Below are 22,658 nucleotides of genomic sequence, written 5' to 3'. Positions count from 1 at the left end.
TCCAGCCGAACGCGTCGAGTGCGTCGCGGCGTGCTGCCCCAGAGGCTTCCACGCCGACGCCCTCCAGGGCAAGCGCCGTTCCGATATCCGGACTGCGCCGCGAGACGGCGGCCCGGCACAGCACCCCGTACCAGCACCCCGTACCAGCACCCCGTCACCGGCGCTCGGTCCGTCGGTCGGCCGCGTGACGCACCAGTTGGATCAGCACCTCCTTGCCGTCCGCGCGCCGCCGCGCGTCGCAGAGCACCACCGGCACGCCCTGGTCGAGGTCGAGCGCGGCCCGGACGTCCTCCACCGCGAAGACCTCCGTGCCCTCGAAGCAGTTCACCGCGATCACGAACGGGATCCCGCGCTGCTCGAAGAAGTCCACCGACGGGAAGCAGTCGGCCAGTCGGCGGGTGTCCGCCAGCACCACCGCACCGAGCGCGCCGCTCGCCAACTCGTCCCAGACGAACCAGAACCGGTCCTGGCCCGGCGTGCCGAAGAGGTAGAGCGCCAGCCCGGGACGCAGGTCGATCCGCCCGAAGTCCATCGCCACCGTGGTGGTGCGCTTGGCGGCCACGGCACTGGTGTCGTCCACCGGGCGGCCCAGCTCGCTCAGCCGTTCCTCGGTGCGCAGCGGGCGGATCTCGCTGACCGCGCCGACCAGGGTGGTCTTGCCGACCCCGAAGCCGCCGGCCACCAGGATCTTCAACGCGATGGTCGGCGCACCGTCAGAAGTGCGCCAGGGCAGGAAGGCTGATGATCCATCAGAGGATCTAGAGTGCTCGGAGTCCATTGATCACTTCGCGGAGCAGGCGCTCGTCCGGCAGTTCGGCGAGCGGAACGGGGCGGGTGACGCCGATCAGCCCGGCATCGTGCAGGTCGCCGAGCAGCACCCGGACGATGCTGACCGGCAGGTCGGTGTACGAGCCGAGCTCGGCCACCGAGAGCGTTCCCCGGACGCAGAGGTCCAGGATCGCGTGGTGTTCCGGATCCAGCACCGGCTCCGGCTGGTCCGGGTCACGGTCGCCGGGGTCGGCGAGCGAGATCATCGAGATCAGGTCGAAGAACTCCTCGCCGACCGGTCTGGTCCGGCCCCTGGTCATCGAGAAGAGCCGCACCACCGGGCCCGCCTCGTCGTCGAACCACTGCCCCTGCGAGGCGAGTTCGTCGGAAGCGGCGGGCCCGGTCGGCTGGTGTTCCGGTGTCTGCCCGGTCATCCGGCCGGATGCCGTGGTTCGGCGGCGAGGTGCTCCCCGACCCGCTTGACCAGCAGTGCCATCTCGTAGGCGATCTGACCGATGTCGGAGTCCGCGTCACTCAGCACCGCCAGGCAACTCCCGTCACCGGCGGCGGTGATGAAGAAGAACGCCTCGTCCAGCTCGACCATGGTCTGCCGCACGCCGCCGACGCCGAAGTGCCGGCCCGCGCCCTTGGCCAGGCTGTGGAACCCGGCGGCGACGGCGGCCAGGTGCTCGGCATCCTCCCGCTCCAGGCCCTGCGACGCTCCGGTGGCCAAGCCGTCGCTGGAGAGGATGACGGCGTGCCGCAGCGACGCCACCCGTCCTACCAGGTCATCCAGAAGCCAGTTGAGGTCGCCGGACGGCTGGGTCATTGCGGTCATCGATCAGGTCCTTCCGCAGGTGCGGGTGGTGCTGGGCGTGGAGCAGCCGGCAGAGCCGGGGGTACAGGGGGTGCCGCCAGCGCGCGGCGGGCGTCCGGCCGGGGTGGCCGGCCGTCGAACGGCGGCGGCCCGACCGCCGCGGGTGTGCCCGGCGACAGCGCGCCGGGACCGGCGGGCGCGGCCGCGGCGGGCGCGGCTGCGGCGGGCGACAGGGTTCCGGCCGGCGGCACGGCCCGGCCCCGGCTGAAGCCGCGCTGGAAGGAGCTGAAGGTGGCCCGCGCCTCCTCCGGTGAGCGCTCACGCGCGGCCTGCGGGTCGCCCCCGTGGTCGCCGGCCTCCCGCGCGGTCGACTCCTTCAACTGCGGTGCGAGATTGGCCTGTCGCACCCGGCGCGGCAGCAGTCCGCCGGCCACCGGCCCGGACCGGGCCGACCGGCCACCGCTCGGCGCCGCCTCGGCCTCGACCACACCAGCGGGACCGGCCGGATCGGCCAGAGCTGATGCACCGTCAGGATCCGTACCCTGGCGCCGATGCCGCCCCGTTCCGCCGGGCGCTGGCACCAGCACCGGCCCGCCGGCCGCCCGCCGCCTCGGCAGTCCGCCGGGCGTCCGGGCCGGCTCGGCGCCGGCCGGCTGCGGTCCGGTGATCGCCCGCTGCTGCGCGGCGCGCCTGGGCTCGCCGGCCCGCGACTTCACCCCACCCGCCACGGCGACCAGATCCCGCTGCCGCGGCACCGGAGCGGCGCCGACCCCGGGCGCACCCCCACGCACGGCACCGGGCATCGCACTGCCGCCCGGCACCTCCGCCAGCAGCTCCCGGGGTATCAGCACCACCGCCGTGGTCCCGCCGTACGGCGAGGCCCGCAGGCTCACCCGGATCCCGTGCCGCCGGGCCAACCGGCTGACCACGAAGAGCCCGAGCCGGTCGGTGTCGGTCAGGTCGAAGGCCTGCTCGACCTCCAGGCGCTGGTTGATCTCCGCCAGCGCGGGCTCGCTCAGCCCGAGCCCGCGGTCGTCTATCTCCAGCGCGAAGCCGTGCGCCACCACCTCGCCCTGCACCGTCACCTGGGTCTGCGGCGGCGAGAACACCGCGGCGTTCTCGACCAGTTCGGCGATCAGGTGGGTGACGTCGGCGACCGCGCTGCCGAGCAGCCCGGTGCTGGGGAACGGCCGCACGATGACCCGCGCGTAGTCCTCCACCTCGCCGACCGCCGCGCGCACCACGTCGACCATCCGCACCGGCTTGCGCCAGGCCCGCCCGGGCGAGCCGCCGGAGAGGATGATCAGACCCTCGGCGTGCCGGCGCATCCGGGTGGTCAGGTGGTCGAGCTTGAACAGGTCCTCCAGCTCCGCCGGGTCCTCGGTGCGCCGCTCCATGGTGTCGAGCAGGGTCAACTGGCGGTGCAGCAGCACCTGGCTGCGCCGGGCCAGGTTGACGAAGACCGCCGAGACCCCGCGCCGCAGTTCGGCCTGCTCCACCGCGGCCCGCACGGCGGCGTGCTGCACCAGGTTGAAGGCCCGGCCGACCTGCCCGATCTCCGCGTCGCCGAAGCTCAGTTCGGGCGCCTCGGCGGCGATGTCCACCGGCTGGCCGTCGCGCAGCCGCTGCATCACCGAGGGCAGCCGGACACCGGCCAGTTCGTGGGCGGCATTGCGCAGCCCGATCAGCTCGCGCACCAGTCCGCGGCCGACCCGCAGCGAGACCACCACCGACAGCACGATCGCCAGCAGTCCGACCAGACCGGCGATCGCCCCGCGCCACAGCATGCCCATCGCGGCGGCGGTGGCGCTGGCGCCGAGCGAGTCGGCCAGCTGGCTGTTCTCCTGGGAGAGGTCGTCGAGGATGTGGTCGGCGGTGGTGTGCCAGCTCGGCTCGTTGATGCTGGCCACCGCGTCGGCCGGTTCGCTGGCGCTCTCGAACTCGCGGTCGGCGAGGTCCAGCGCCTGCCAGTCCTCGCCGCTCTGCAGCGCCTGGTAGTCGCCCTGGTCGGGCTGGTCCAACTCGCCGATGTAGACCTCGAAGAGCGCCTCCTGGTCGTGCATCGGGTCGAGCACCTCCTGCTCCTGGAGCAGGGTCGGCCCCGGGCTGGCGAGCAGCCCCTCCATCGCCGCGTCCTGCTGCGAGAGGTACTCCCTGGCCCGGGTCAGCTCGATCAGGATCGTTCCCTCGCGCGGCAGTTGGCCGCTCTGCTCGCTGACGAAGGCGGACCGGAAGTTGAAGGCCGGCAGGATCAGGCCGCTGTACTGGGTGATCGCGAAGCCCCAGCTGATCGACTGCTCGCTGACCTGGCCGCGCAGCGAGGTCAGCAGGCCCGTCGCGTTCAGCAGGTCCTGCAGCCGGGCCCGCTCGGTGCCGCTGAGGCGTCCGGAGCCGGGGCCGGTCGCCTTCTGCTCCAGCAGCGCGAGATCCTGGTCGGTGGTCTTCTGCGTGTTGAGGTAGTCGTTCTGCACGTCCGCGGCCTGCGGTCGGGCCAGCAGCACCACCGCGGCCCGGCGCTCGTCCTGCAGGTCGAGGACCACCTGGTCGACCGGGGCGCCGAAGGCCCGGTAGGTCGAGGCCACGTTCAGCTGGTTCCAGAAGTCGCTGGTGGTGACCAAGGTGGCATAGGCCCAGAGGCCCACAAGCGCCACAATGGGCACGAGGAGCAGCGCGATGATCTTCGCGCGGATCGAGCTGCTGCGCAGACGCATGGAGTCCTCGGTCGGGTGTGCCCGGGTGGGAGTCTGCGCGAGCTTACTACTCGATCCTGACTGGTTCGACGGGTCTCGGCGATCGATCCTGATCTGTTGTTCACCGTGTCCTGATCCGTTGTTGGCAGACGCATGATCCAGCATTGGCAGGCACATGTCGGGTGACACCAACGGCCGCTGACGGTGTCTCCTCCCCTTGTCTTTTCCGTGCGCTTTCGGCGGACGGACCCTCCGGCTCTGGGCAGCGCCTCGACGATCCGCTACGGTCGCTACCGAGCCCCTGGAGGTCACCGCTGGTCTCCGTACGGGCCACGGAGCGTGGCCGGCGGCGGGGCCGGAGAGGGCCGGGAGGATGCTGCGCGAGCTGAGCACCCCGCCGCTGGCGCAGCCTGCGGTCGGCGGGCTGGCCGACTCGGTCTACGAGACGGCCGAACTCAACCCCGCGCTGGTCCAGTTGTCCCGCCGAGCGGGCGGCTCGGGGCGCTGGGTGCCGGTCACCGCGGCCGCCTTCCGGGACCAGGTGCTGGGCCTGGCCAAGGGCCTGCTGGCCCGCGGCGTCCGGTTCGGCGACCGGGTCGCGCTGATGTCCAGGACCCGGTACGAGTGGACGCTCTTCGACTACGCGCTCTGGTCGATCGGCGCGATCCCGGTGCCGGTCTACCCGACCGCCGCCCCCGAACAGGTGCGCTGGATCCTCGCCGAGACCGACGCGGTGGCCTGCGTGGTGGAGAACGAGGACCACGCGATGACCGTCGGCGCGGTCTGCGACGCGCTGCCCCGGCTGACCGGGATCTGGCAGCTCGACCAGGGCTGCGTGCGCACCCTGACCGCCGAGGGCACCGGCGTGCCGGAGAGCCTGGTGCACCGTCAGCGCACGGCGGTCACCGCCGAGTCGATCGCCACCGTGATCTACACCTCCGGCACCACCGGGCGCCCCAAGGGCTGCCTGCTCAGCCACGGCAACTTCACCGCCGAGGCGGACAACCTGCTGGCCTGCTGGGGCCCGGTCTTCAGCGACCGGACCGAGGAGCAGGCCACCACCCTGCTCTTCCTGCCGCTGGCCCATGTCTACGCCCGGGTGGTGCAGGTGGCCGCGCTGCGCGGCGGGATCCGGCTCGGGCACCAGTCGGAACTCGGCGCCGAGGTGCTGCTGCCCGCGCTGGCCGCGTTCCGGCCCACCTTCCTGCTCACCGTCCCCTATGTCTTCGAGAAGCTCTACGCCTCGGCCCGGCGCAGCGCCGAGAACGCGGGGCGCGGCGAACTCTTCGGCCAGGCCGAGGAGATCGCGCTGCGCTGGGCCGAGGCCACCGAGCAGCGGGGCCTGGGCCACGGGTCGGGCCCGGGGCCCGCGCTGCGGATCCGCCACCTGGCCTACGACCGGATGGTCTACCAGAAGATCCGGGCCGCGCTGGGCGGCCGGGTGCGCAGCGTGATGTGCGGCGGCTCGACGCTCCGCCGCGAACTCGGCCTCTTCTTCGCGGGCGCCGGGATGACCGTGTACGAGGGCTACGGGCTGACCGAGTCCACCGCGGCGATCACCGCCAACCCGCCCGAGCGCCCCAAGTTCGGCACGGTCGGCAGGCCGATCCCGGGCGCGGAGGTGGCGATCGCGGACGACGGCGAGGTCTGGGTACGCGGCGGCGGCGTCTTCGGCGGCTACCTCAACCATCCGCGCTGCACCGCCGAGTCGCTGCGCGAGGGCTGGCTGGCCACCGGCGACCTGGGCTCGCTGGACGAGGACGGATACCTGACCATCACCGGGCGCAAGAAGGAGGTGATCGTCACCAGCAGCGGCAAGAACCTCGCACCGACCGCCCTGGAGGACCGGGTCCAGGCGCATCCGCTGGTGGCGCACTGCGTGGTGGTGGGCGACAACCGCCCGTACGTGGCGGCGCTGATCACCCTGGACCCGAAGGCGCTGGAGCACTGGCACCTGTCGCACCGGCGGGCCCCGGCGGACGAGTTGACGGCACTGGCCGACCCGGAGCTGCACGCGGAGATCCAGCGCGCGGTGGCCGGTGCCAACACCGCCGTCTCGCGGGCCGAGTCGATCCGCGCGTTCCGGCTGCTCCCGGGCGGCTTCACGGTCGAACAGGGCCTGCTGACGCCCTCGCTCAAGCTGCGCCGGCAGGCGATCGCCCAGTGGTACGCGGCCGACATCGAGGCGCTCTACACGCCCTGACGGGCCGCCATCGCGAGGTCACGCGGCACCACCCGCCAACCTGAAGGCTCCCTTAAGTCGGCACCGAACCCTTGACCTCCCAGTTGGTCTAGTCCACTTTATTGGCAGGTCCGTGCGACACCTGCCCCCGCGCTCCCCCACACCGTGCGCGGGGCGGTCCCCCACTGTCATTCTCCGGAGAGGTTCCGATGGAACGCGCCCAGCTGCCTCCCGCGTCCGCCACCCCGACCGCCCCGACCGGGCGGCACCGCAGACGCCGCACCACCGCCGTCACCACCGGCCTTGCCACCCTCGGCCTGCTGGCGGGCGCCCTCGCCGCCCTGGCCGGCGGCGGCTCCGCGCTGGCCGCCCCGGTCACCCCGACCGACGCCGGCGGCGCGCTGACCAGCAACTGGTACGCCTCCGCGCCGTACCTGATGCCGGAGGACAACAGCGCCCCGGACGCCGGGGCGGTGATGGACGCCACCGGCCAGAAGGCCTTCCAGCTGGCCTTCATCCTCGACTCCGGCGGCTGCAACCCGGCCTGGGGCGGCACCTCCTCGATCGACACCGACACCACCATCCCGGCCGTGATCCAGGAGATCCGGGCCAAGGGCGGTGACGTCTCGGTCTCCTTCGGCGGCTACGCGGGCAACAAGCTCGGCCAGGACTGCGGCACCCCGGAGGCCACCGCCGCCGCCGAGCAGAAGGTGATCACCAAGTACGGGCTGCACGCGATCGACTTCGACCTGGAGGAGCCGGAGTACGAGAACACCGCGGCGATCCACAACGAGATCGGCGCGGCGAAGATCCTCCAGGCGAACAACCCCGGGCTCTACATCTCGATCACCACCGCCGGGACCACCGCCGGCACCGGCTGGTTCGGCACCCAGATGCTGAACGAGGCCAAGTCGCAGGGCTTCACGCCGAACAACTACTCGATCATGCCGTTCGACGGCGGGTTCAACGGCGGCGCCGCCCAGGTCGCCGCGCTGACCGCGTTCAACGGCATCCTGCAGACCACCTTCGGCTGGAGCGCGGCCACCGCCTACGCCCACGAGGGCGTCTCGATGATGAACGGGCGCACCGACGCGGCCGAGTACTTCACCCAGGCCGACTTCCAGACCGTGCTCAACTTCGCCACCACCAACGGGCTGGCCCGCTACACCTTCTGGTCGGTCAACCGGGACCGGCAGTGCACGCCGGTGGTCGACCCCGGGCTGTCGGGCTCCTGCTCCGGCGTGACGCAGAACCCGTGGGACTTCACCAAGTACACCGTCCAGTTCGCCGGGGCGACCCCGCCCACCACGCCGCCCGTCTCGCCGCCGCCGGTCTCCACCCCGCCGGTCACTCCGCCCCCGGGCAACTGCACGCTGCCGGCCTGGAGCGCGAGCACCACGTACACCGCCGGTGCCAAGGTCTCGTACAACGGGGAGGACTACCACGCCAAGTGGTGGACCCTCAACGAGGTCCCGAGCGCGAGCGGGCAGTACGGCGTCTGGGCCGACGACGGTCCGTGCTGACCTGACCCGACCGACCTGACGACGACGGCGACCGCCCGGGTGTGGGGACACACCCGGGCGGTCGCCGTTCGCACGGTCGAGGGCCGGTCAGGCGGCGTTCTCGAAGACCGGCAGGTAGCCGAGCGACTGACCGTCGGCGGTGGGGTGGTAGCTCTCGTCGATGGGCAGGGTGGTGCTGTGCAGCCACTCGTCGTCGCTGCAGATCTCGTGCCCGCCGAAGGCACTGCGGACGTCCGCATAGGTGAAGCCGGCGTTGGCCGCCGCCTTGCTGATCACGTTGTCCAGCGTGTCGGCGGCCCCGTCGATGGCGGTTCTCGAGGTGTCACTGATGCCGAACCAGCAGTCCCCGGGGACCTCGTAGAGCTCCGGGTAGCCCATCACCACGACCCGGGCGTTCGGCGCCGCGGCGCTGATCGCCGCGTACAGCTGGCTGAGCTGGCCGGGCAGCGTGTTGGTGGCGTACGACTCGGCGGTGGAGACCGCGCTCAGGCAGGAGCTGGTGCCGTCGAGCACGCAGGTCTCCATGGTGTTGGAGAAGCCCGCGTCGTTGCCGCCGATGGTGAGGCTGACCAGCGTGGTGCCGGAGTTGAGCGCGGAGAGCTGGCTGTTCAGCACGTCCGTGGTGGTCGCACCGGAACAGGCGACGAAGCTGAAGCTGGACGGGCTGTTGGCGCCGGCCCACAGCTCCGGGTAGGAGCTGTAGCTCCGGCTGCAGTCGCCGCTGGAGCTGTCGTAGTTTCCGGCTCCGACGCCGGCCGAGTAGGAATCACCGAGCGCGACGTAGTTGACCGCCGCCGCATTCGCGGGTGCGGCGAGGACAAGAGTGGTCACGGCGAGAAGCGAAGCCATGACGCCGCCGGAGACAGCACGGATGGAACGCATTGCACCTCCATCAGGACGGGGAGAGTGACGCGGGTTACTCCGTGGTACCAGTGACGCCGACTCCCGGGAAGTGCCCATGCCAAATATGTTGACGGGAATTCTCGTTCGGGGAACTGAAGTTGGCCAGGATGTCGGTTCTGCGTCGACTTTCTGGAGGGAAACCTGAGGCGGGCTGGAAATACGCTCGAAATACGCCGGATTCCCGGTGGCGGTGTGCCGGGCGTGCGGACGGACCAGGAACCGTTACGCGCAGACCACTTCGAGTTCAAATCCTTGACGGTCCACCAGGTGCGCGGTGTCACCGGTGTCCACCCGCAGCGTCCAGCCGGCCGCCAGCGCGGCACCCACCACCGCGCGCGAGCCGTGCACCGCCACATGGTTGAGACCGGCGCGCAACCGGTCGTGCCCGCCGGGGCGCAGCGCCGGCGACTGCTCCAGCACCAGGTAGCAGTCACCCAGCCGCCAACTGCGCCCGGCCTGCCAACTCTGGAACGGCGCACAGCCGAGCGCGAGCATCACCGGCGCCCACTGCTCCTCGGCTGCCACCAAGTCGTCGACCCAGAGCTCGACGTGATGGATGAGACCGCCGCTCGGCCCAGGCATCTGCGCGTTCCCCCCTCGGATGGCCATCGCAACGCCACCGACCCTAGCCGACGGCCGGTGGCGACTCACCGGAAAACCCACACCCCGCCGAACCGATCGACGCACCACGGCCACAGAACGCACACCGACACGCACGGCACCGGGCGTCAGTCGGTGGCCGGGAAGACCTCGCACCCCGTCACCGGCAGCTCCTCGATCACCTCGTTGGCCGCCTCCGGCACGCCGAGCCGGCTCACCGCCGCCTGCACCGCGACCCGGGCCTGCCGCAGCCCGGGGGCGCCCCAGCCGAGCAGTTCGACCGCCAGGCCCGGGGCCACCAGCAACCGCCGGTAGTGCCGCCCGGAGGCCGGATCCGGGCGGCTCGGTCCCACCGCGCGCAGCGCGGCGGCCATCCGTACCCGGGCGCACTCGTGGCCGCCGTTGGCGGAGCCGACCCGGTCGTAGAGGTAGCCCAGGTAGTGCGCGGGGCCGATCACCGCCTGCGCCTCCTCGGCCGCCTCCCGGGCCAGCGCCGCCCCGGGGTCACCGGCGTCCTCGATCTCCAGCGAACCGCCGGGCAGGCTGACGATGCCGTCCTTGGGGTTGACCAGCGTCAGCACCCGCCCGTCCGGCGCGAAGAGCCAGCCCCAGGACTGCTTGACCGGCAGCCACTGCGGTACCGCCTCGCCCGGACGCCAGGGCCAGCCGGCGGGCGGGCGGCGCCGGACGCGGCCCAGCAGCTCGGCGATCTCCGCGCTGTACTCGATCCGCTGCATAGCTCCCCCTCCGGTGTCGGGCCGGTCGGGGCCGGCTGGTCTGATCCGCTGCGGTCGTCGGCGCACCGGCGCGGGGATCGGGGGGTTCGCGCGGGTCCGACGTGTTGATCTTCCCCGAACAGGAGGTCGATGAACAGCCCTCGCGCCCGCCCGGGGCACCCCGGCGACCCGATCCAGCGACCCGGTCCGGTGACCCGACCGGTGACCCGATCGGCCGCCGCCGAGGCTACCGAGCGCCACCGGCGACCGCCCCCTGGTGATCGGCGCCGTGTGTCGTGGGACTCCTGGGGCGCTCGACCATCCGTGGGTTGTCACTGCCCCCCGCTAGGGTCGGGTCCATGCGACTGCTGCATACCTCCGACTGGCATCTGGGCCGTTCCTTCCACCGGGAGAGCCTGCACGACGCCCAGCGCGCCTTCCTCGACCACCTGGTGGCCGTGGTCGAGGCGCAGGACGTCGACGCCGTGCTGGTCGCCGGCGATGTCTACGACCGGGCACTGCCCGGCCTGGAGGCGGTCGCCCTGTTCGACGAGGCGCTGCACCGGCTGGCCGACCTCGCCGTGCCGACCGTCTTCATCAGCGGCAACCACGACTCGGCCCGCCGGCTGGGCGTCGGCGCCGGGCTGATCGAGCGGGCCGGCATCCACCTGCGCACCGACCCCGAGGGCTGCGCCGCCCCGGTGCTGCTCGCCGACCGGCACGGCGAGGTCGCGGTCTACGGCCTGCCCTACCTGGAGCCGCTGCTGGTGCGCGAGCGGTTCGGGCTGCAGCGCGGCGGTCACGCGGCCGTCCTCGGCGCGGCGATGGACCAGGTGCGGGCCGATCTGGCGGCCCGCCCGGCCGGCACCCGGGCGGTGGTGCTCGCGCACGCCTTCGTCACCGGCGGCGCGGTCAGCGACAGCGAGCGGGACATCGCGGTGGGCGGCGTGGCGAGCGTGCCCGCGAGCGTCTTCGACGGAGTGCACTACGCGGCGCTCGGCCACCTGCACGGCGCGCAGACGCTGGCTCCGCACCTGCGCTACAGCGGCTCCCCGCTCGCCTACTCCTTCTCCGAGGCCCGCCAGCGCAAGACCATGTGGCTGGTCGACCTGGCCGGCGACGGCTCGGTGGCCGCCGAGCGGATCGACTGCCCGGTGCCGCGTCCGCTGGCCTGCCTGCGCGGCCCGCTGGAGCAGCTGCTCACCGACCCGGCGCTGGCCGAGCACGAGCAGTCCTGGGTCCAGGTCACGCTGACCGACCCGGCCCGCCCGAGCGAGCCGATGGAGCGGCTGCGCCGCCGCTTCCCGCACACCCTGCAGCTGCTCTTCGAACCCGATCAGGCACTCGAGCAGGGCCCGGCCTCCTACGCCTCGCGGGTGCGCGGGCGCGGCGAACTGGAGGTGGCCGAGAGCTTCGTGCGCCATGTGCGCCCGGGGGTCGAGCTGGCGCCGCGTGAGCGGGACTGGCTGCGCGACGGCTTCGAGCGGGTCCGCACCGACCAGGAGCAGCGGGCGGAGCTGCCCCGATGAGGCTGCACCGGCTCTCCCTCACCGCCTTCGGCCCGTTCGCCGGTCGCCAGCAGGTGGACTTCGACGCGCTGGCCGCCGGCGGCCTCTTCCTGCTGCGCGGCGCCACCGGCGCGGGCAAGAGCAGCGTGCTCGACGCGGTCTGCTACGCCCTCTACGGCGAGCTGCCCGGCAGCCGCCGGGCCAACCGGGTGCGCAGCGACCACGCCGAGGCGCAGCAGCTCACCGAGGTCACCCTGGAGCTGACCCTGGGCGGGCGGCGACTGGAGATCACCCGGCTGCCCGAGCAGCCCCGGCCCAAGAAGCGCGGCACCGGCTGGACCGTGGAGAAGGCGCAGACCCTGCTGCGCGAGTGGGTCGCGGACGCCGGCCAGGGGCAGCCGGGCTGGCGCGCGGCCAGCCGCTCGCACCAGGAGACCGGCGAGGAGATCCTGCGGCTGATCGGGATGAGCCGCGAGCAGTTCTGCCAGGTGGTGCTGCTGCCGCAGGGCGATTTCGCCCGCTTCCTGAAGGCCGACGCGACCCAGCGCGCCGAGCTGCTCGGCAAGCTCTTCGACACCGAGCGCTACCGCCGGGTGGAGAGCTGGCTGGGCGAGCGGCGCCGCGAGCACGAGGCGGCGGTGCAGGCCGACCGGCGCCGGCTGCGCGAGCTGGTCAGCCGGATCGAGCAGGCGGCCGGCCCGGCGGCCCACCCCGCCGCCGAGTTCCTCCCCGCCGAGGGCGAGCCGGGCACCGATGACGGCGCGCTCACCTCGGCGGCGCTCGGCTGGGCCGCGCTGCTGCGCGCCGACGCCGCCGAGTCGCTCCAGGTCAGCGCCTGCGCCCTGGCCGCCGCCAAGGCGCGCGAGCGGGCCGCCGAGCATGAACTGACGGACCGTCAGCAGCTGGCCGGCCGTCAGCAGCGCCATGCCGAGGCGCTGCAGCAGGCCGAGGCACTGGCCCGGACCCAGGATCAGGAGGAGGCCGAGCAGCGGCGGCTGACGCTGGCCCAGGCCGCGCTGGCGGTCGAGTCCGCGCTGCGCGCCCGCGCCGCCGCGAGCGCCGCCGAGGAGCGGGCCCGAGCGGCCGAGCAGCAGGGCCGCCGCCGGCTGGCCACGCTCTGGGACCCGGCGGGGGCGGCGAACGCCCCCGCCGAGCAGCTGGCCGGGGTCGAGGGCGAGGTGCGGGCCGCGATCGGCCGGCTGGAGTCGGCGGCCGCCGACGAGCGGCGGGGCGCCGCGCTCGCGAGCGACCAGCGGCGCGAGGCGGCCGAGCTGCGCCAGGCCGAGGAGCTGGCCCAGGAGGCCGAACGCTGGCTGACCGAGCAGCAGGCCGCCGCCGAGGCCCGGGCCGGCCGCGAGGAGACGGCGCGGGCCGCCGCCACCCGGGCCGAGCAGCTGACCGTCCAGCGGGCCGAGGCCGAGCAGTGCCTGGCCGCCGCCCACCGGCGCGACGAGCTGCGGGCGGCCGGCCGGCGCGCCGAGCACTCCCTGCTGGCCCTTAAGCGGGTCGCGCTCACCGCCCGCGAGCACACCCTGGACCTGCGGCAGCGCCGCCTGGACGGGATGGCCGCCGAGCTGGCCGACCGGCTGCGCGCGGGCGAGGCCTGCCTGGTCTGCGGCGCCACCGAGCATCCGGCGCCGGCCGCCCCCGCCACCGCGCCAGTCCGCGCGGCGGACGAACAGGCCGCCGTCGAGGCCCAGCAGCGCACCGAGCGCGAGGCCGCCGCGGCCGAGCAGGAGCTGACCAGGCTCCGGGTCGCCTCGGCCACGGCCGAGGCGACGGCCGGCGCCGAGCCGGTCGCGGCGCTCGGCGCCCGGCTCGACGAGCTGACCCTCGCGCACCGCGCCGCGCTGCGGGCCGCCGAGGAGCTGACCGCACTGCTCCAGGAACGCGAGCAGGCGGAGCGCCGAGCACAGCACTACAGCGCCCAACTGCAGGAGAACCGCGAGCGGGTGGCCGCCGGGACCGCCCGGCTGGAGGCACTGGCCGCCGAACGGGCCGAGTTGGCCGACCGGGTGGCCGAGGCCCGCGGCACCGACCCGTCGGTGGCCGCCCGCGCCGAGCGGCTCGGCCGACTCGCCCAGGCGCTCGCCGCCACCGCCCAGGCCGCCCGCAGCGCGGACCAGGCGGCGGCCCAGCTGCGCGAGGCCGAGCGGGAGTTGGCGCTGACCGCCGGCGAGGCCGGCTTCGCGGGCCCGGCCCAGGCCGCGGCGGCCGGGCTGCCCGCCGAGCAACTGGCCGCGCTGCGCCACCGGCTGGCCGAGCGCGCCGCCCGGCGCCGCGCCGTGCAGGACGAGTTGGCCCGCCCCGAACTGTCCGCCGCCGCCGCGCTGCCCCCCGCCGACCCGCCACGCGCCCAGCGGGCGCTGCACCAGGCCATCGAGGCCCTGCGCGGCGCGACCGCGACCGAGCACACCGCCCGCGAGCGGCAGGGCGAGCTGGCCGAGCTCGGCCGGCGACTCGGCCGACTGGCCACCGAGTTGGGCCCCCGGCTCGCGGCCTTCGGCGAGATCAGCCGCCTCGCCCAGCTGGCCGGCGGCACCAGCGGCGACAACCGGCTGAAGATGCGCCTGGAGTCCTATGTGCTGGCCGCCCGCCTGGAGCAGGTCGCGGCCGCCGCCAGCACCCGCCTGGTCCGGATGTCCGGTGGCCGCTACACCTTGGTGCACAGCGACGAGCGGGGTCCCGGCAGCCGCCGCTCGGGCCTGTCCCTGCTGGTGGTCGACGCCTGGACCGGGACCGAGCGGGACACCGCCACCCTCTCCGGCGGCGAGAGCTTCTTCGCCTCGCTGGCCCTGGCCCTGGGCCTGGCCGACGTGGTGACGGACGAGGCGGGCGGCATGCCGCTGGACACCCTCTTCATCGACGAGGGCTTCGGCACCCTGGACGAGCAGGCCCTGGAAGAGGTGATGGACGTCCTCGACGGCCTGCGCGAGCGCGACCGCGCCGTCGGGATCGTCAGCCACGTCGCCGACCTGCGCCAGCGGATTCCCACCCAGCTGCTGGTCCGCAAGGCCCGGCAGGGCTCGACTCTGCAGCTCACCGGCCCGGACGCGGCCTGATCCGGCCCGGGCGCGGCGGCGTGACCTGAGGCCTCAGCCCGAGCAGGCCCCGCGCTGCGCCTGCTGCCAGGCGCAGCGCGGGCACCAGGTGCTGCCCGGCGTGCCCGCCGGGTACTCGGTGGGGTCGCCGCACAGCACGCAGTCCGCGCGCGGGCCGGCGCCCGGGCCGGCGGCGGCGAGAGCGCTCAGGGCGGACTCAGCTGCGGCGGGGACGGCGCAGTAGGAGGAGTCGTCGGCGGTAGCGGCGTCGGTCATGCCGTCCATCATCGGACACCTCAGCCCAGGAACGAGAGCCGCACCGTCCGGCGCGGGTTGTCGCGGTTGGTGTCGATCAGCACCACCGACTGCCAGACGCCGAGCGCCATCCGGCCGCCGATCACCGGCAGGGTGGCATGCGGGGCGACCAGCCCGGGGAGCACATGGTCGCGGCCGTGGCCGGGGCTGCCGTGGCGGTGGCGCCAGCGGTCGTCGGCGGGCAGCAGGTCGCGCAGCACGGCGAGCAGGTCGTCATCGCTGCCGGCCCCGGTCTCCAGCACCGCCACGCCTGCGGTGGCATGGGGGACGAACACGTTGAGCAGCCCGTCCCGGCCGGCCGCCGCCTCGCCGAGGAAGTCCGCGCAGCGGTCGGTGATGTCCAGGGCGACCTCGCGGTCGCCGGTGGTGATCTCGAAGGTCCGGGTCTGGAAGGAGTCGGCCATGACGCCATCCTCCGTCGCGGGCGGGGCGCGCGACAAGCGCCCCCGCCGACGGATCCACCGCACCTCGACCCGGTGCCGGGGAGATCGGAGGGCCTACCCCCGGCTGCCGAAGAGGCTGCGCTTGAGCCGCCGCAGCGGGGCCAGCAGCAGCACCCGGGTGGTGCGCCGCGGCGCGGCATGCGGACTCACGCCACGGGGCGTCAGTTCCCTTATCAGGCCGAGCGCCTCCGCGGTGTCGACCACCGGGAGGGCAGGCGCGCCGAGTACGGACAGGTGGCGTTCGATCCGCCGCCCGGTCGCGCCCACGCCGCACTGAATGGCCGGCACGCGGGGCCTGTTCCGCACTTGCATGTGTTCCATGAGTTTTTCCCACCCCTACGAGGCGCCAGGGCCGTGAGGCGAAGAGTTCCATGAGGGACGGTCCTCACGCAACCGTCCTGGTGTTGAGCCACCGTATCGCGTGATGACAACTCAGGTGGCATCAGGGCTCCCTGGCACGGTCACGACTGAGCATCGATAAGCACCATCGACCGGGGCAAACCCGCTGAACCCGGCCGACCGCGAGCCACGTACCTCTCCCTGACGGGAGTTCGGGCCGACAGGGCGTCACATCGGCGCCCCGCGGGACACCCGCCACCGGGGTAGGCGCGGCCGGGGCGGGCGGGTCCGGCCGGCACCGATCGGATAGCTTTCGGAAACTGAATGCTCACGGGGGATTGACGCGCCCGTTATGTCCAAGCAGTATCTGTTCCGAGCAACCACGAGTGGGCAGGATCACAGTATCCTCACTCAAGGTTTCGACTGATGAACGCAGAGCTTTCATCGGCAGAGCTTCACCACCAGAGCTTCCACCACCTCCTGGGTCTACTGTCCGGCCGTCCCGATGTCGCGGCGGCTCGGCTTCAGGCGGTGGAGGATCGGCGGCAGGCCGTTGAGGGTCGGCCGGGCCGCCAACGGCCGCCGGTGCCGCCGCTTCCGGCGCGGCACCGGCGCCCGCCACGTCCGGCGGCGGATCGGCGGCACCTCGGCCCCGCACCGGCGCGCAGAGGCGCTCAGCGGCGTTCAGGGGCGTTCGAGGCCGTTGTGCGACGTCGATAGAGTGGCGCCCGTGCCTCCCCTCCTCAGCATCGTCGTCCCCGTCCATGGCGTGGAGCAGTTCCTGCCGCGCTGCCTGGACTCGATCCTGGCCGGCCAGTCGAGCGAGGACTTCGAGGTGATCGCGGTCGACGACCGCTCCCCCGACGGCTGCGGCGCGATCCTGGACGACTACGCCGCCCGCGACCCGCGCCTGCGGGTGCTGCACCTCGCGGAGAACCAGGGCCTGGGCGGCGCCCGGATCGCCGCGCTGCCCGAGGCACGCGGCAGCTACCTCTGGTGCGTGGACAGCGACGACTGGCTCCCCGAGGGCGCCCTGGACGCCGTGCTGGCGGAGCTGCGCGCCGAGCGGCCCGGTGAGCTGGACGTGCTGCTGCTCGGCTTCGACCACGTGTATCCGGACGACAGCACCGAGCCCAACCCCTGGCGCCACCTGCTGGCCGGCTCCCCGCTGGAGCGCCCCGAGGGTGCCACCCTGCGCGAGCACCCGGCGCTGCTGCGCACGGTGCTCTCGGTCTGGAACAAGGTCTTCTCCCGCGCGTTCCTGGACAGCCTGGACGTCTCCTTCGGCCGCGGCTTCTACGAGGACATCTCGGTCACCTACCCGGCCCTGCTGGCCGCCCGCCGGCTGCGCTACCTCGACCGCTCCTGCTACAACTACCGCCGCGGCCGCCCCGGTGCGATCACCGCCACCGCCTCCGCCAAGCACGCCGACGCCTTCGCCCAGTACGAGGCGATCTTCGCCTTCCTGGACCGCCGCCCGGACCTGGACGACCTGCGCACCCTGGTCTTCGAGCGGACCGTGAAGCAGGCGCTGACCATCTACGACACCCCCGGTCTGGTCCCCGGCGAGCTGCGCCGGGACTTCTTCCACCGGATCGCCGCCCACTTCGCCGCCCACCGTCCGCCCGGCTACCGCTACCCGGGCGGTGTGCAGGGTGTGCAGTACCGGCTCGCGGCCCGCGACGCGCGCCTACCGTACGACGAACTGCGCCGGGCGGGGCGGCTGCCGCGCACCCTGAAGGCGGGCCTGCGCAAGAGCGGCGGCTGAGGGATCACAGCTCCCCCCGGTGGACGCCAGCACCGCGCCCAGTACGAAGGCCATCGGGGCCGGCAGCGGGGTGAGCCAGGTCGCTATCGCGCCGACCGTGAAGGCACCGGCCAGCACCAGCCCGAGGGCGAGTACGGTGACGGGCCGCCAGACCGCTTTCAGCTCGCGCCAGGAGATCTCCTCGGCGGAGGCGTAGAGCAGCGGCGGCAGCACCACCACGCTGATCACCTCGGGCGGCACCTGGAACCTGGGCAGGAACGGCAGCAGCCCCACCAGCACCCCGGCCACCACCAGCAGGGAGGGCGCGGGGATGCTCCAGTGCCGAGCCCCGGTGGCAACCGCGGTGGCCAGCACCACCAGCAGCAGAACCGTCGTGACTCCGCTCACCCTTGCCGCCCCGTCCCGTCGAGCTGATGGTATGAAAGGTCATTCTAGAAAAAGCGTCAGTCGGCACCGGGACGGTCCAGGACCAGGTGCCCGGGGAGGGTCCGCATGATCAAGATCATCACCAAGCTCGTGCTCAAGCCGCTCGCCAAGGCCGTCTACCGGCCGAGGATCGAGGGGCTGGAGAACGTGCCGCGCAAGGGCGGGGTGATCCTGGCCAGCAACCACCTGTCGTTCATCGACAGCGTGGTGATCCCGCTCACCGCACCGCGCCCGATCAGCTTCCTGGCCAAGGCGGAGTACTTCACCGGGACCGGCTTCAAGGGCCGGCTGTCCCGGGCGTTCTTCAAGGCGATCGACGCCGTCCCGGTGCAGCGCGGCGAGGTCCACCTGGCCCAGGCCGCGCTGAACGCCGCGCTGGAGATCCTGGAGGAGAAGAAGGCCTTCGGGATCTACCCCGAGGGCACCCGCTCGCTGGACGGCCGGCTCTACCGGGGCAAGACCGGCGTCGCCTGGCTGGCGCTGACCGCCGGCGTCCCGGTGGTGCCGGTGGCGCTGGCGGGCACCGAGAAGATCCTGCCGGTGGGCAAGCGCCGACCACGGCTGCGCAAGGTGACGGTGCGGTTCGGCGAGCCGCTGGACTTCTCCGAGCTGCACGGCCAGGCCCGCTCGGCCAAGGCCCGCCGCCAGGTGACCGACCAGGTGATGGCCGCGATCCACGAGCTGTCCGAGCAGGAGCTGGCCCCGGTCTACAACGAGTCGCCCAAGGCCGCCTGAGCCGCCGCGCCCACCGCGACCGGCTCACCGGGCCCGCCCGCGTGCTCGGGCCCGGTCGGCGCTTCGCGGCGCAGCAGCGCCGCGTAGCGGCCGCCGAGGTCGAGCAGGTCCTCGTGGGTGCCCAGCTCCACCACCCGGCCGGCCTCCAGCACCGCGATCTGGTCGGCCTGGCGGATCGTGGAGAGGCGGTGCGCGATGGTGATCGTGGTGCGCCCCACCGCCAGCGCGTCGATCGCCTGCTGGACGGCCCGTTCGGTCTGGTTGTCCAGCGCGCTGGTCGCCTCGTCCAGGATCAGCACCGGCGGGTTGCGCAGGATGGTGCGGGCGATCGCCAGCCGCTGCTTCTCGCCGCCGGAGAAGCGGTAGCCGCGCTCGCCGACCAGGGTGTCGTAACCGTCCGGCAGGCCGGCGATGTGGTCGTGGATCTGGGCCGCCCGGGCCGCCTCGACCAGCTCCTCGTCGGTGGCCTCGGGCTTGGCGAAGCGCAGGTTCTCGGCAACCGAGGCGTGGAACAGGTAGGTCTCCTGGGAGACCACGCCGACCGCCGAGGAGATCGTCTCGAAGGCCAGCTCGCGCACGTCGACCCCGTCGATGGCGACCCGGCCGCCGGTCACGTCGTACAGGCGCGGGACCAGGTAGCTGAGCGAGGTCTTGCCGGAACCGGTCTCACCGACCAGGGCCAGCGAACTGCCGGCCGGGACGGTCAGGTCGATGTCGGCCAGGGTGCCGGCCGGGCGCTCGGGGTCGTAGCCGAAGTCCACGTGCTCGAACCGGACCTCGCCGCGCACGGCGGGCAGGCGCACCGCGTCGGCGGGCTCGGCGATCTCCACCGGCAGGTCCAGGTACTCGAAGATCCGCTGGAAGAGCGCGAGCGAGGTCTGCACGTCCACGCCGGTGGAGAGCAGCTGGACGGAGGGGCGGAAGAGCGCCTGCTGGAGCGTGACGAAGGCGACCAGGGTGCCGATCGAGACGATCGGGGTGCCGCCGTGGCCCGCGGTCAGACCGGCCGCCCAGTAGATCACCGCCGGCATCGCGGACATCACGATCTGGATCACGTTCATCCGCCAGCGCCCGGCCATGCTGGAGCGCACCTCCAGGTCGGCCAGCTCGTCGCTCTGCTGGGTGAACTCGCGGGCGAGCGAGTCGGAGCGCCCCATGGTGCGGCCGAGCAGGATGCCGCTGACCGAGAGGGACTCCTGGACGGCCGAGGAGAGCCGGGCCAGCTGCTTCTGGCGCTCGGTGGTGATCCGGCGCCGCTCGTTGCCCACCCGGCGGCTGATCCAGACGAAGAGCGGGAGCAGCAGCAGCGAGACCACGGTCAGCCGCCAGTCGAGCGCGGCCATGGCGACCACGGTGGCGACCACGGTGGTCAGGTTGGAGACCAGCGAGGTGGCGGTGGAGGTGACGGTGGACTGCATGCCGCCGATGTCGTTGGCGATCCGGGACTGCACCTCGCCGGTGCGGGTCCGGGTGAAGAAGGCCAGCGACATCCGCTGCAGGTGGGTGTAGACGCCGGTGCGCAGGTCGTGCATGACCAGCTGACCGACGGTGGTGGAGATCAGCGTCTGCAGCACGTTGAAGACGCTGTTCACCACGGCGGCCGCGATCATGCCGAGCGCGAGCAGGCTGAGCAGGCCGGTGCGGCCCTGCGGGATGGCCACGTCGAGCACGGCCCGCAGCAGGAACGGTGTGGCCACCGAGACCACGGCGGAGGCGCCGACCAGCAGCCCGACCACCGCCAGCCGCCCGCGGTAGGGGCGGAACAGCGCCAGGATCCGGCGCAGTTGCGCGGGCGGGCGCGGCTCGTCCGGGTCGCGGACGGGCGGTGTCCAGTTGATGGTGTCTGGCCTCATGGGACCTCCTGGGGGACGGCAACATGAAGAGGATAGCTCATTGTTAGCTGACCTAATAATGAGCTACGCCCACCCATTTATTCCGTACGCCGCCGGCCCACCCCGGGGAACGTCTGGATCCTGTCAGTCTGCCCGATATGTCCGGGCCGCCTTCGAGGAGAAGCCGCCGAGCCCGCCCGCCGGCAGCAGCCGGGCGATCGCCACCACCAGCTTGTACCGCTTGCTCGGCACCGACAGGCTGCGGCCCCGGGCCAGGTCGCGCAGCGCCTCGTCGACCACCCGGTCCGCGGCGAGCCAGGCCCAGGACGGGACGTTCTTGGTGCCCATGCCGGCCCGCTGGTGGAACTCGGTGCGGGTGAAGCCGGGGCAGAGCGCCAGCAGCCGCACCCCGCTGCCGGCCAGGTCGCGCGCGGCGCCCAGGGTGAAGCTGACCATCCAGGCCTTGCTCGCCCCGTAGGTGCCGCGCGGCACGTAGGCGCCCACCGAGGCCACGTTGACCACGCCGCCGAAGCCGCGCTCGCGCATCCCGGGCACCGCCGCGCTGGTCAGCCGCAGCACCGCCTCGATGTGCACCTTGAGCATGGCCAGTTCCTGCTCCAGCGGGGCGGTCAGATAAGCGCCCTGGTTGCCGAAGCCGGCGTTGTTGACCAGGATCCCGACCGGCCGCTCCGCCTCCCGCAGCCGCTCCTCGACCGCGCCGATCCCCGCCTCGGTGGCCAGGTCGGCGGTGAGCACCTCGGTGTGCACGCCGAAGCGGTCGGTCAGCGCCTGCGCCGCCTCGGTCAGGCGCTTGGTGTCGCGGGCGACCAGCACCAGGTCGTGGCCGTCCGCGGCCAGCCGGCGGGCGAAGGCGGCACCGATACCGGCGGTCGCGCCGGTGATGAGAGCAGTTGTCATGGCGCGACGCTAGCGGGTCGGTCGACTGCCCGCGCTGACGGGGTGTCAGGCCTTGGCGGCCGCCGCCCGGGCGCGCAGCTGGCGCATCCGGCGCCGGTACAGCCGGTGGAAGCGCTGCAGCGCGACGAACTCGTCCATCCGGTTGCCCAGCGTCAGCTGGTACTTGACCCGCAGCGGGGTGCGCAGGTCGCGGATCCGCTCGGTGCCGATCGACTGCAGCAGCCGGCTGACGTGCTGCTGGTAGAGCTCGCGGTAGGCCTTGTCGCCGTCCGGCACCCACCAGAAGAACATCGGGATCTCCTCGACCAGGCAGTTGTGGTCGTAGGAGCGCAGGTGCTCGGCGAACTTCGGCTCGGGGCGGGCCAGCAGCCACTCGCGGACCAGCTCCATCGAGCGGACCCGGTCCACCAGGCCCCTGGGGTTGGTGCGCCCCTGGGTGATCGACGGGTCGTCCAGCTCGCGCTCGCGCCAGTGGTAGATGTGCTCGGCGAGCACGTCCACGGCGCGGGCCAGGTAGTGCAGCGGCACGCTGACCGGGGCGTCCTCGTACAGGATGCCCTCGGGGTACAGGATGCCCGCGCCGTCGAAGAACTCGCGCCGGTAGACCTTGTTCCACGCGGTCCGGTCGGTGACCAGCGGCGGGAGCTCGGTGACATGGGTCTTCAGCCGGGTCTGCCGGAACGGCTTCACGTGCGCGCCGGACTGGTAGGAGCCGGTCGAGCGGAAGCGCAGCACGTTGCCGGCCGCGAAGTCCGAGCCGGTCTGGTCCAGCGTGCTGATCATCAGCTGGTAGGCGCCGGGCGGCAGGGTGTCGTCGCTGTCCACGAAGGCCAGGTACTCGGTGCCCTCGGCCAGCTGCCGCCAGCCGGTGTTGCGGGCCGCCCCCAGGCCCTTGTTCTCCTGCTGGACCAGCCGGAACCGCGCGTCCTTGGCGGCGTACACCTTGGCGATGGCGGCGCTGGAGTCGGTCGAGCCGTCGTCGACCATGACGCACTCGAAGTCCTCGAAGGTCTGCGCGGCGATCGAGTCGAGGCACTCCTCGAGGTAACGCTCGACGTTGTAGATCGGGACGACGACGGAGAGGCGAGGGGCCATCGGCTGCGCGGCCTTTCGACGATCAGGGGCGTGCGACCG

General features: G+C 73.1%; 20 protein-coding genes. 6 read left to right on the top strand and 14 right to left on the bottom strand.

Translation table 11 applies throughout. The features are described from left to right. Positions 1 to 154 precede the first annotated feature (154 nt). From OG403_RS30395 to OG403_RS30380, 4 genes are read right to left on the bottom strand one after another with little or no spacing between them, the layout of a single operon-like run. The gene (locus OG403_RS30395; RefSeq protein ID WP_329570035.1) at positions 155 to 778 is read right to left on the bottom strand and encodes a GTP-binding protein; all 624 of its coding nucleotides are present in this window, start codon (positions 776 to 778) and stop codon (positions 155 to 157) included. After that, entirely contained in the window at positions 759 to 1,202 is a 444-nt protein-coding gene (locus OG403_RS30390; RefSeq protein ID WP_329570034.1) for a DUF742 domain-containing protein, read from the bottom strand. Before OG403_RS30390 ends, OG403_RS30395 begins: the two co-directional genes overlap by 20 nt. Next, positions 1,199 to 1,606, bottom strand: coding sequence for a roadblock/LC7 domain-containing protein (locus tag OG403_RS30385; protein WP_329570032.1), 408 nt, complete (start codon positions 1,604 to 1,606; stop codon positions 1,199 to 1,201). The genes OG403_RS30390 and OG403_RS30385 overlap by 4 nt, the downstream gene beginning before the upstream one ends. After that, positions 1,603 to 4,296 (bottom strand): sensor histidine kinase, encoded by a 2,694-nt coding sequence (locus tag OG403_RS30380; protein WP_329570030.1) that lies wholly within the window; start codon positions 4,294 to 4,296, stop codon positions 1,603 to 1,605. Before OG403_RS30380 ends, OG403_RS30385 begins: the two co-directional genes overlap by 4 nt. A gap of 355 nt (positions 4,297 to 4,651) precedes the next feature. On the opposite strand from OG403_RS30380, the gene OG403_RS30375 reads away from it, so the two are divergent. After that, positions 4,652 to 6,478, top strand: a complete 1,827-nt coding sequence (locus tag OG403_RS30375) for an AMP-dependent synthetase/ligase (RefSeq protein WP_329572649.1) — start codon at positions 4,652 to 4,654, stop codon at positions 6,476 to 6,478. A gap of 188 nt (positions 6,479 to 6,666) precedes the next feature. Beyond that, a complete protein-coding gene (locus OG403_RS30370; RefSeq protein ID WP_329570028.1) occupies positions 6,667 to 7,980 on the top strand; it encodes a chitinase in 1,314 nt (437 codons plus the stop codon). Between the two features lie 87 nt (positions 7,981 to 8,067). Here the strand turns inward: OG403_RS30370 and OG403_RS30365 are convergent, their stop codons facing one another. The 3 genes from OG403_RS30365 to OG403_RS30355 all read right to left on the bottom strand — a co-directional run bounded on the left by OG403_RS30365 (position 8,068) and on the right by OG403_RS30355 (position 10,220). After that, entirely contained in the window at positions 8,068 to 8,862 is a 795-nt protein-coding gene (locus OG403_RS30365; RefSeq protein ID WP_329570027.1) for an SGNH/GDSL hydrolase family protein, read from the bottom strand. A gap of 243 nt (positions 8,863 to 9,105) precedes the next feature. After that, positions 9,106 to 9,465 carry a glyoxalase gene (locus tag OG403_RS30360; RefSeq protein WP_329570025.1) on the bottom strand — a complete coding sequence of 120 codons (360 nt, stop codon included), beginning with the start codon at positions 9,463 to 9,465 and terminating at the stop codon, positions 9,106 to 9,108. Between the two features lie 146 nt (positions 9,466 to 9,611). Next, positions 9,612 to 10,220 carry a hypothetical protein gene (locus OG403_RS30355; protein WP_329570023.1) on the bottom strand — a complete coding sequence of 203 codons (609 nt, stop codon included), beginning with the start codon at positions 10,218 to 10,220 and terminating at the stop codon, positions 9,612 to 9,614. Positions 10,221 to 10,558: 338 nt separating this feature from the next. On the opposite strand from OG403_RS30355, the gene OG403_RS30350 reads away from it, so the two are divergent. Both OG403_RS30350 and OG403_RS30345 read left to right on the top strand, forming a co-directional pair. Continuing rightward, positions 10,559 to 11,728 carry an exonuclease SbcCD subunit D gene (locus tag OG403_RS30350; protein ID WP_329570021.1) on the top strand — a complete coding sequence of 390 codons (1,170 nt, stop codon included), beginning with the start codon at positions 10,559 to 10,561 and terminating at the stop codon, positions 11,726 to 11,728. Further along, positions 11,725 to 14,769 (top strand): SMC family ATPase, encoded by a 3,045-nt coding sequence (locus OG403_RS30345; protein ID WP_329570019.1) that lies wholly within the window; start codon positions 11,725 to 11,727, stop codon positions 14,767 to 14,769. The genes OG403_RS30350 and OG403_RS30345 overlap by 4 nt, the downstream gene beginning before the upstream one ends. A gap of 33 nt (positions 14,770 to 14,802) precedes the next feature. Here OG403_RS30345 and OG403_RS30340 read toward each other — a convergent pair whose 3' ends face one another. The 3 genes from OG403_RS30340 to OG403_RS30330 form a co-directional block, all read right to left on the bottom strand. Further along, the gene (locus OG403_RS30340; RefSeq protein WP_329570017.1) at positions 14,803 to 15,024 is read right to left on the bottom strand and encodes a hypothetical protein; all 222 of its coding nucleotides are present in this window, start codon (positions 15,022 to 15,024) and stop codon (positions 14,803 to 14,805) included. A gap of 20 nt (positions 15,025 to 15,044) precedes the next feature. Further along, complete coding sequence (locus OG403_RS30335; RefSeq protein ID WP_329570015.1) at positions 15,045 to 15,467, bottom strand: YjbQ family protein; 423 nt, start codon at positions 15,465 to 15,467, stop codon at positions 15,045 to 15,047. A 93-nt stretch (positions 15,468 to 15,560) separates the two neighbouring features. Continuing rightward, positions 15,561 to 15,827 (bottom strand): hypothetical protein, encoded by a 267-nt coding sequence (locus OG403_RS30330; protein ID WP_329570013.1) that lies wholly within the window; start codon positions 15,825 to 15,827, stop codon positions 15,561 to 15,563. A 748-nt stretch (positions 15,828 to 16,575) separates the two neighbouring features. On the opposite strand from OG403_RS30330, the gene OG403_RS30325 reads away from it, so the two are divergent. Continuing rightward, complete coding sequence (locus tag OG403_RS30325) at positions 16,576 to 17,613, top strand: glycosyltransferase family 2 protein (protein ID WP_329570011.1); 1,038 nt, start codon at positions 16,576 to 16,578, stop codon at positions 17,611 to 17,613. Here OG403_RS30325 and OG403_RS30320 read toward each other — a convergent pair. Then, positions 17,536 to 18,000, bottom strand: a complete 465-nt coding sequence (locus OG403_RS30320) for a cation:proton antiporter domain-containing protein (protein WP_442911014.1) — start codon at positions 17,998 to 18,000, stop codon at positions 17,536 to 17,538. The genes OG403_RS30325 and OG403_RS30320 overlap by 78 nt on opposite strands. Before the next feature lie 105 nt (positions 18,001 to 18,105). Here OG403_RS30320 and OG403_RS30315 point away from each other — a divergent pair, with 105 nt between their 5' ends. Further along, positions 18,106 to 18,774, top strand: coding sequence for a lysophospholipid acyltransferase family protein (locus tag OG403_RS30315; RefSeq protein ID WP_329570009.1), 669 nt, complete (start codon positions 18,106 to 18,108; stop codon positions 18,772 to 18,774). Here the strand turns inward: OG403_RS30315 and OG403_RS30310 are convergent. From OG403_RS30310 to OG403_RS30300, 3 genes are all read right to left on the bottom strand, one after another. Continuing rightward, the gene (locus tag OG403_RS30310; RefSeq protein ID WP_329570007.1) at positions 18,747 to 20,627 is read right to left on the bottom strand and encodes an ABC transporter ATP-binding protein; all 1,881 of its coding nucleotides are present in this window, start codon (positions 20,625 to 20,627) and stop codon (positions 18,747 to 18,749) included. The genes OG403_RS30315 and OG403_RS30310 overlap by 28 nt on opposite strands. Before the next feature lie 123 nt (positions 20,628 to 20,750). Then, positions 20,751 to 21,524, bottom strand: a complete 774-nt coding sequence (locus tag OG403_RS30305) for an SDR family NAD(P)-dependent oxidoreductase (RefSeq protein WP_329570005.1) — start codon at positions 21,522 to 21,524, stop codon at positions 20,751 to 20,753. A gap of 45 nt (positions 21,525 to 21,569) precedes the next feature. Continuing rightward, positions 21,570 to 22,619 carry a glycosyltransferase family 2 protein gene (locus OG403_RS30300; RefSeq protein WP_329570003.1) on the bottom strand — a complete coding sequence of 350 codons (1,050 nt, stop codon included), beginning with the start codon at positions 22,617 to 22,619 and terminating at the stop codon, positions 21,570 to 21,572. Positions 22,620 to 22,658 lie beyond the last annotated feature (39 nt).

Source organism: Kitasatospora sp. NBC_01266 (assembly GCF_036242395.1).
Classification (GTDB): Bacteria; Actinomycetota; Actinomycetes; order Streptomycetales; family Streptomycetaceae; genus Kitasatospora.
The sequence above is the reverse complement of the archived record's forward strand: the minus strand, read 5'-3'. Positions and strand labels throughout refer to the sequence as shown.

Bases quoted from the DNA above. Each gene is read 5' to 3' on its own strand.
- OG403_RS30395 (WP_329570035.1), bottom strand. From the start codon at position 778: ATGGACTCCGAGCACTCTAGATCCTCTGATGGATCATCAGCCTTCCTG.
- OG403_RS30390 (WP_329570034.1), bottom strand. From the start codon at position 1,202: ATGACCGGGCAGACACCGGAACACCAGCCGACCGGGCCCGCCGCTTCC.
- OG403_RS30385 (WP_329570032.1), bottom strand. From the start codon at position 1,606: ATGACCGCAATGACCCAGCCGTCCGGCGACCTCAACTGGCTTCTGGAT.
- OG403_RS30380 (WP_329570030.1), bottom strand. From the start codon at position 4,296: ATGCGTCTGCGCAGCAGCTCGATCCGCGCGAAGATCATCGCGCTGCTC.
- OG403_RS30370 (WP_329570028.1), top strand. From the start codon at position 6,667: ATGGAACGCGCCCAGCTGCCTCCCGCGTCCGCCACCCCGACCGCCCCG.
- OG403_RS30365 (WP_329570027.1), bottom strand. From the start codon at position 8,862: ATGCGTTCCATCCGTGCTGTCTCCGGCGGCGTCATGGCTTCGCTTCTC.
- OG403_RS30360 (WP_329570025.1), bottom strand. From the start codon at position 9,465: ATGCCTGGGCCGAGCGGCGGTCTCATCCATCACGTCGAGCTCTGGGTC.
- OG403_RS30355 (WP_329570023.1), bottom strand. From the start codon at position 10,220: ATGCAGCGGATCGAGTACAGCGCGGAGATCGCCGAGCTGCTGGGCCGC.
- OG403_RS30350 (WP_329570021.1), top strand. From the start codon at position 10,559: ATGCGACTGCTGCATACCTCCGACTGGCATCTGGGCCGTTCCTTCCAC.
- OG403_RS30345 (WP_329570019.1), top strand. From the start codon at position 11,725: ATGAGGCTGCACCGGCTCTCCCTCACCGCCTTCGGCCCGTTCGCCGGT.
- OG403_RS30340 (WP_329570017.1), bottom strand. From the start codon at position 15,024: ATGACCGACGCCGCTACCGCCGACGACTCCTCCTACTGCGCCGTCCCC.
- OG403_RS30335 (WP_329570015.1), bottom strand. From the start codon at position 15,467: ATGGCCGACTCCTTCCAGACCCGGACCTTCGAGATCACCACCGGCGAC.
- OG403_RS30330 (WP_329570013.1), bottom strand. From the start codon at position 15,827: ATGGAACACATGCAAGTGCGGAACAGGCCCCGCGTGCCGGCCATTCAG.
- OG403_RS30315 (WP_329570009.1), top strand. From the start codon at position 18,106: ATGATCAAGATCATCACCAAGCTCGTGCTCAAGCCGCTCGCCAAGGCC.
- OG403_RS30310 (WP_329570007.1), bottom strand. From the start codon at position 20,627: ATGAGGCCAGACACCATCAACTGGACACCGCCCGTCCGCGACCCGGAC.
- OG403_RS30305 (WP_329570005.1), bottom strand. From the start codon at position 21,524: ATGACAACTGCTCTCATCACCGGCGCGACCGCCGGTATCGGTGCCGCC.
- OG403_RS30300 (WP_329570003.1), bottom strand. From the start codon at position 22,619: ATGGCCCCTCGCCTCTCCGTCGTCGTCCCGATCTACAACGTCGAGCGT.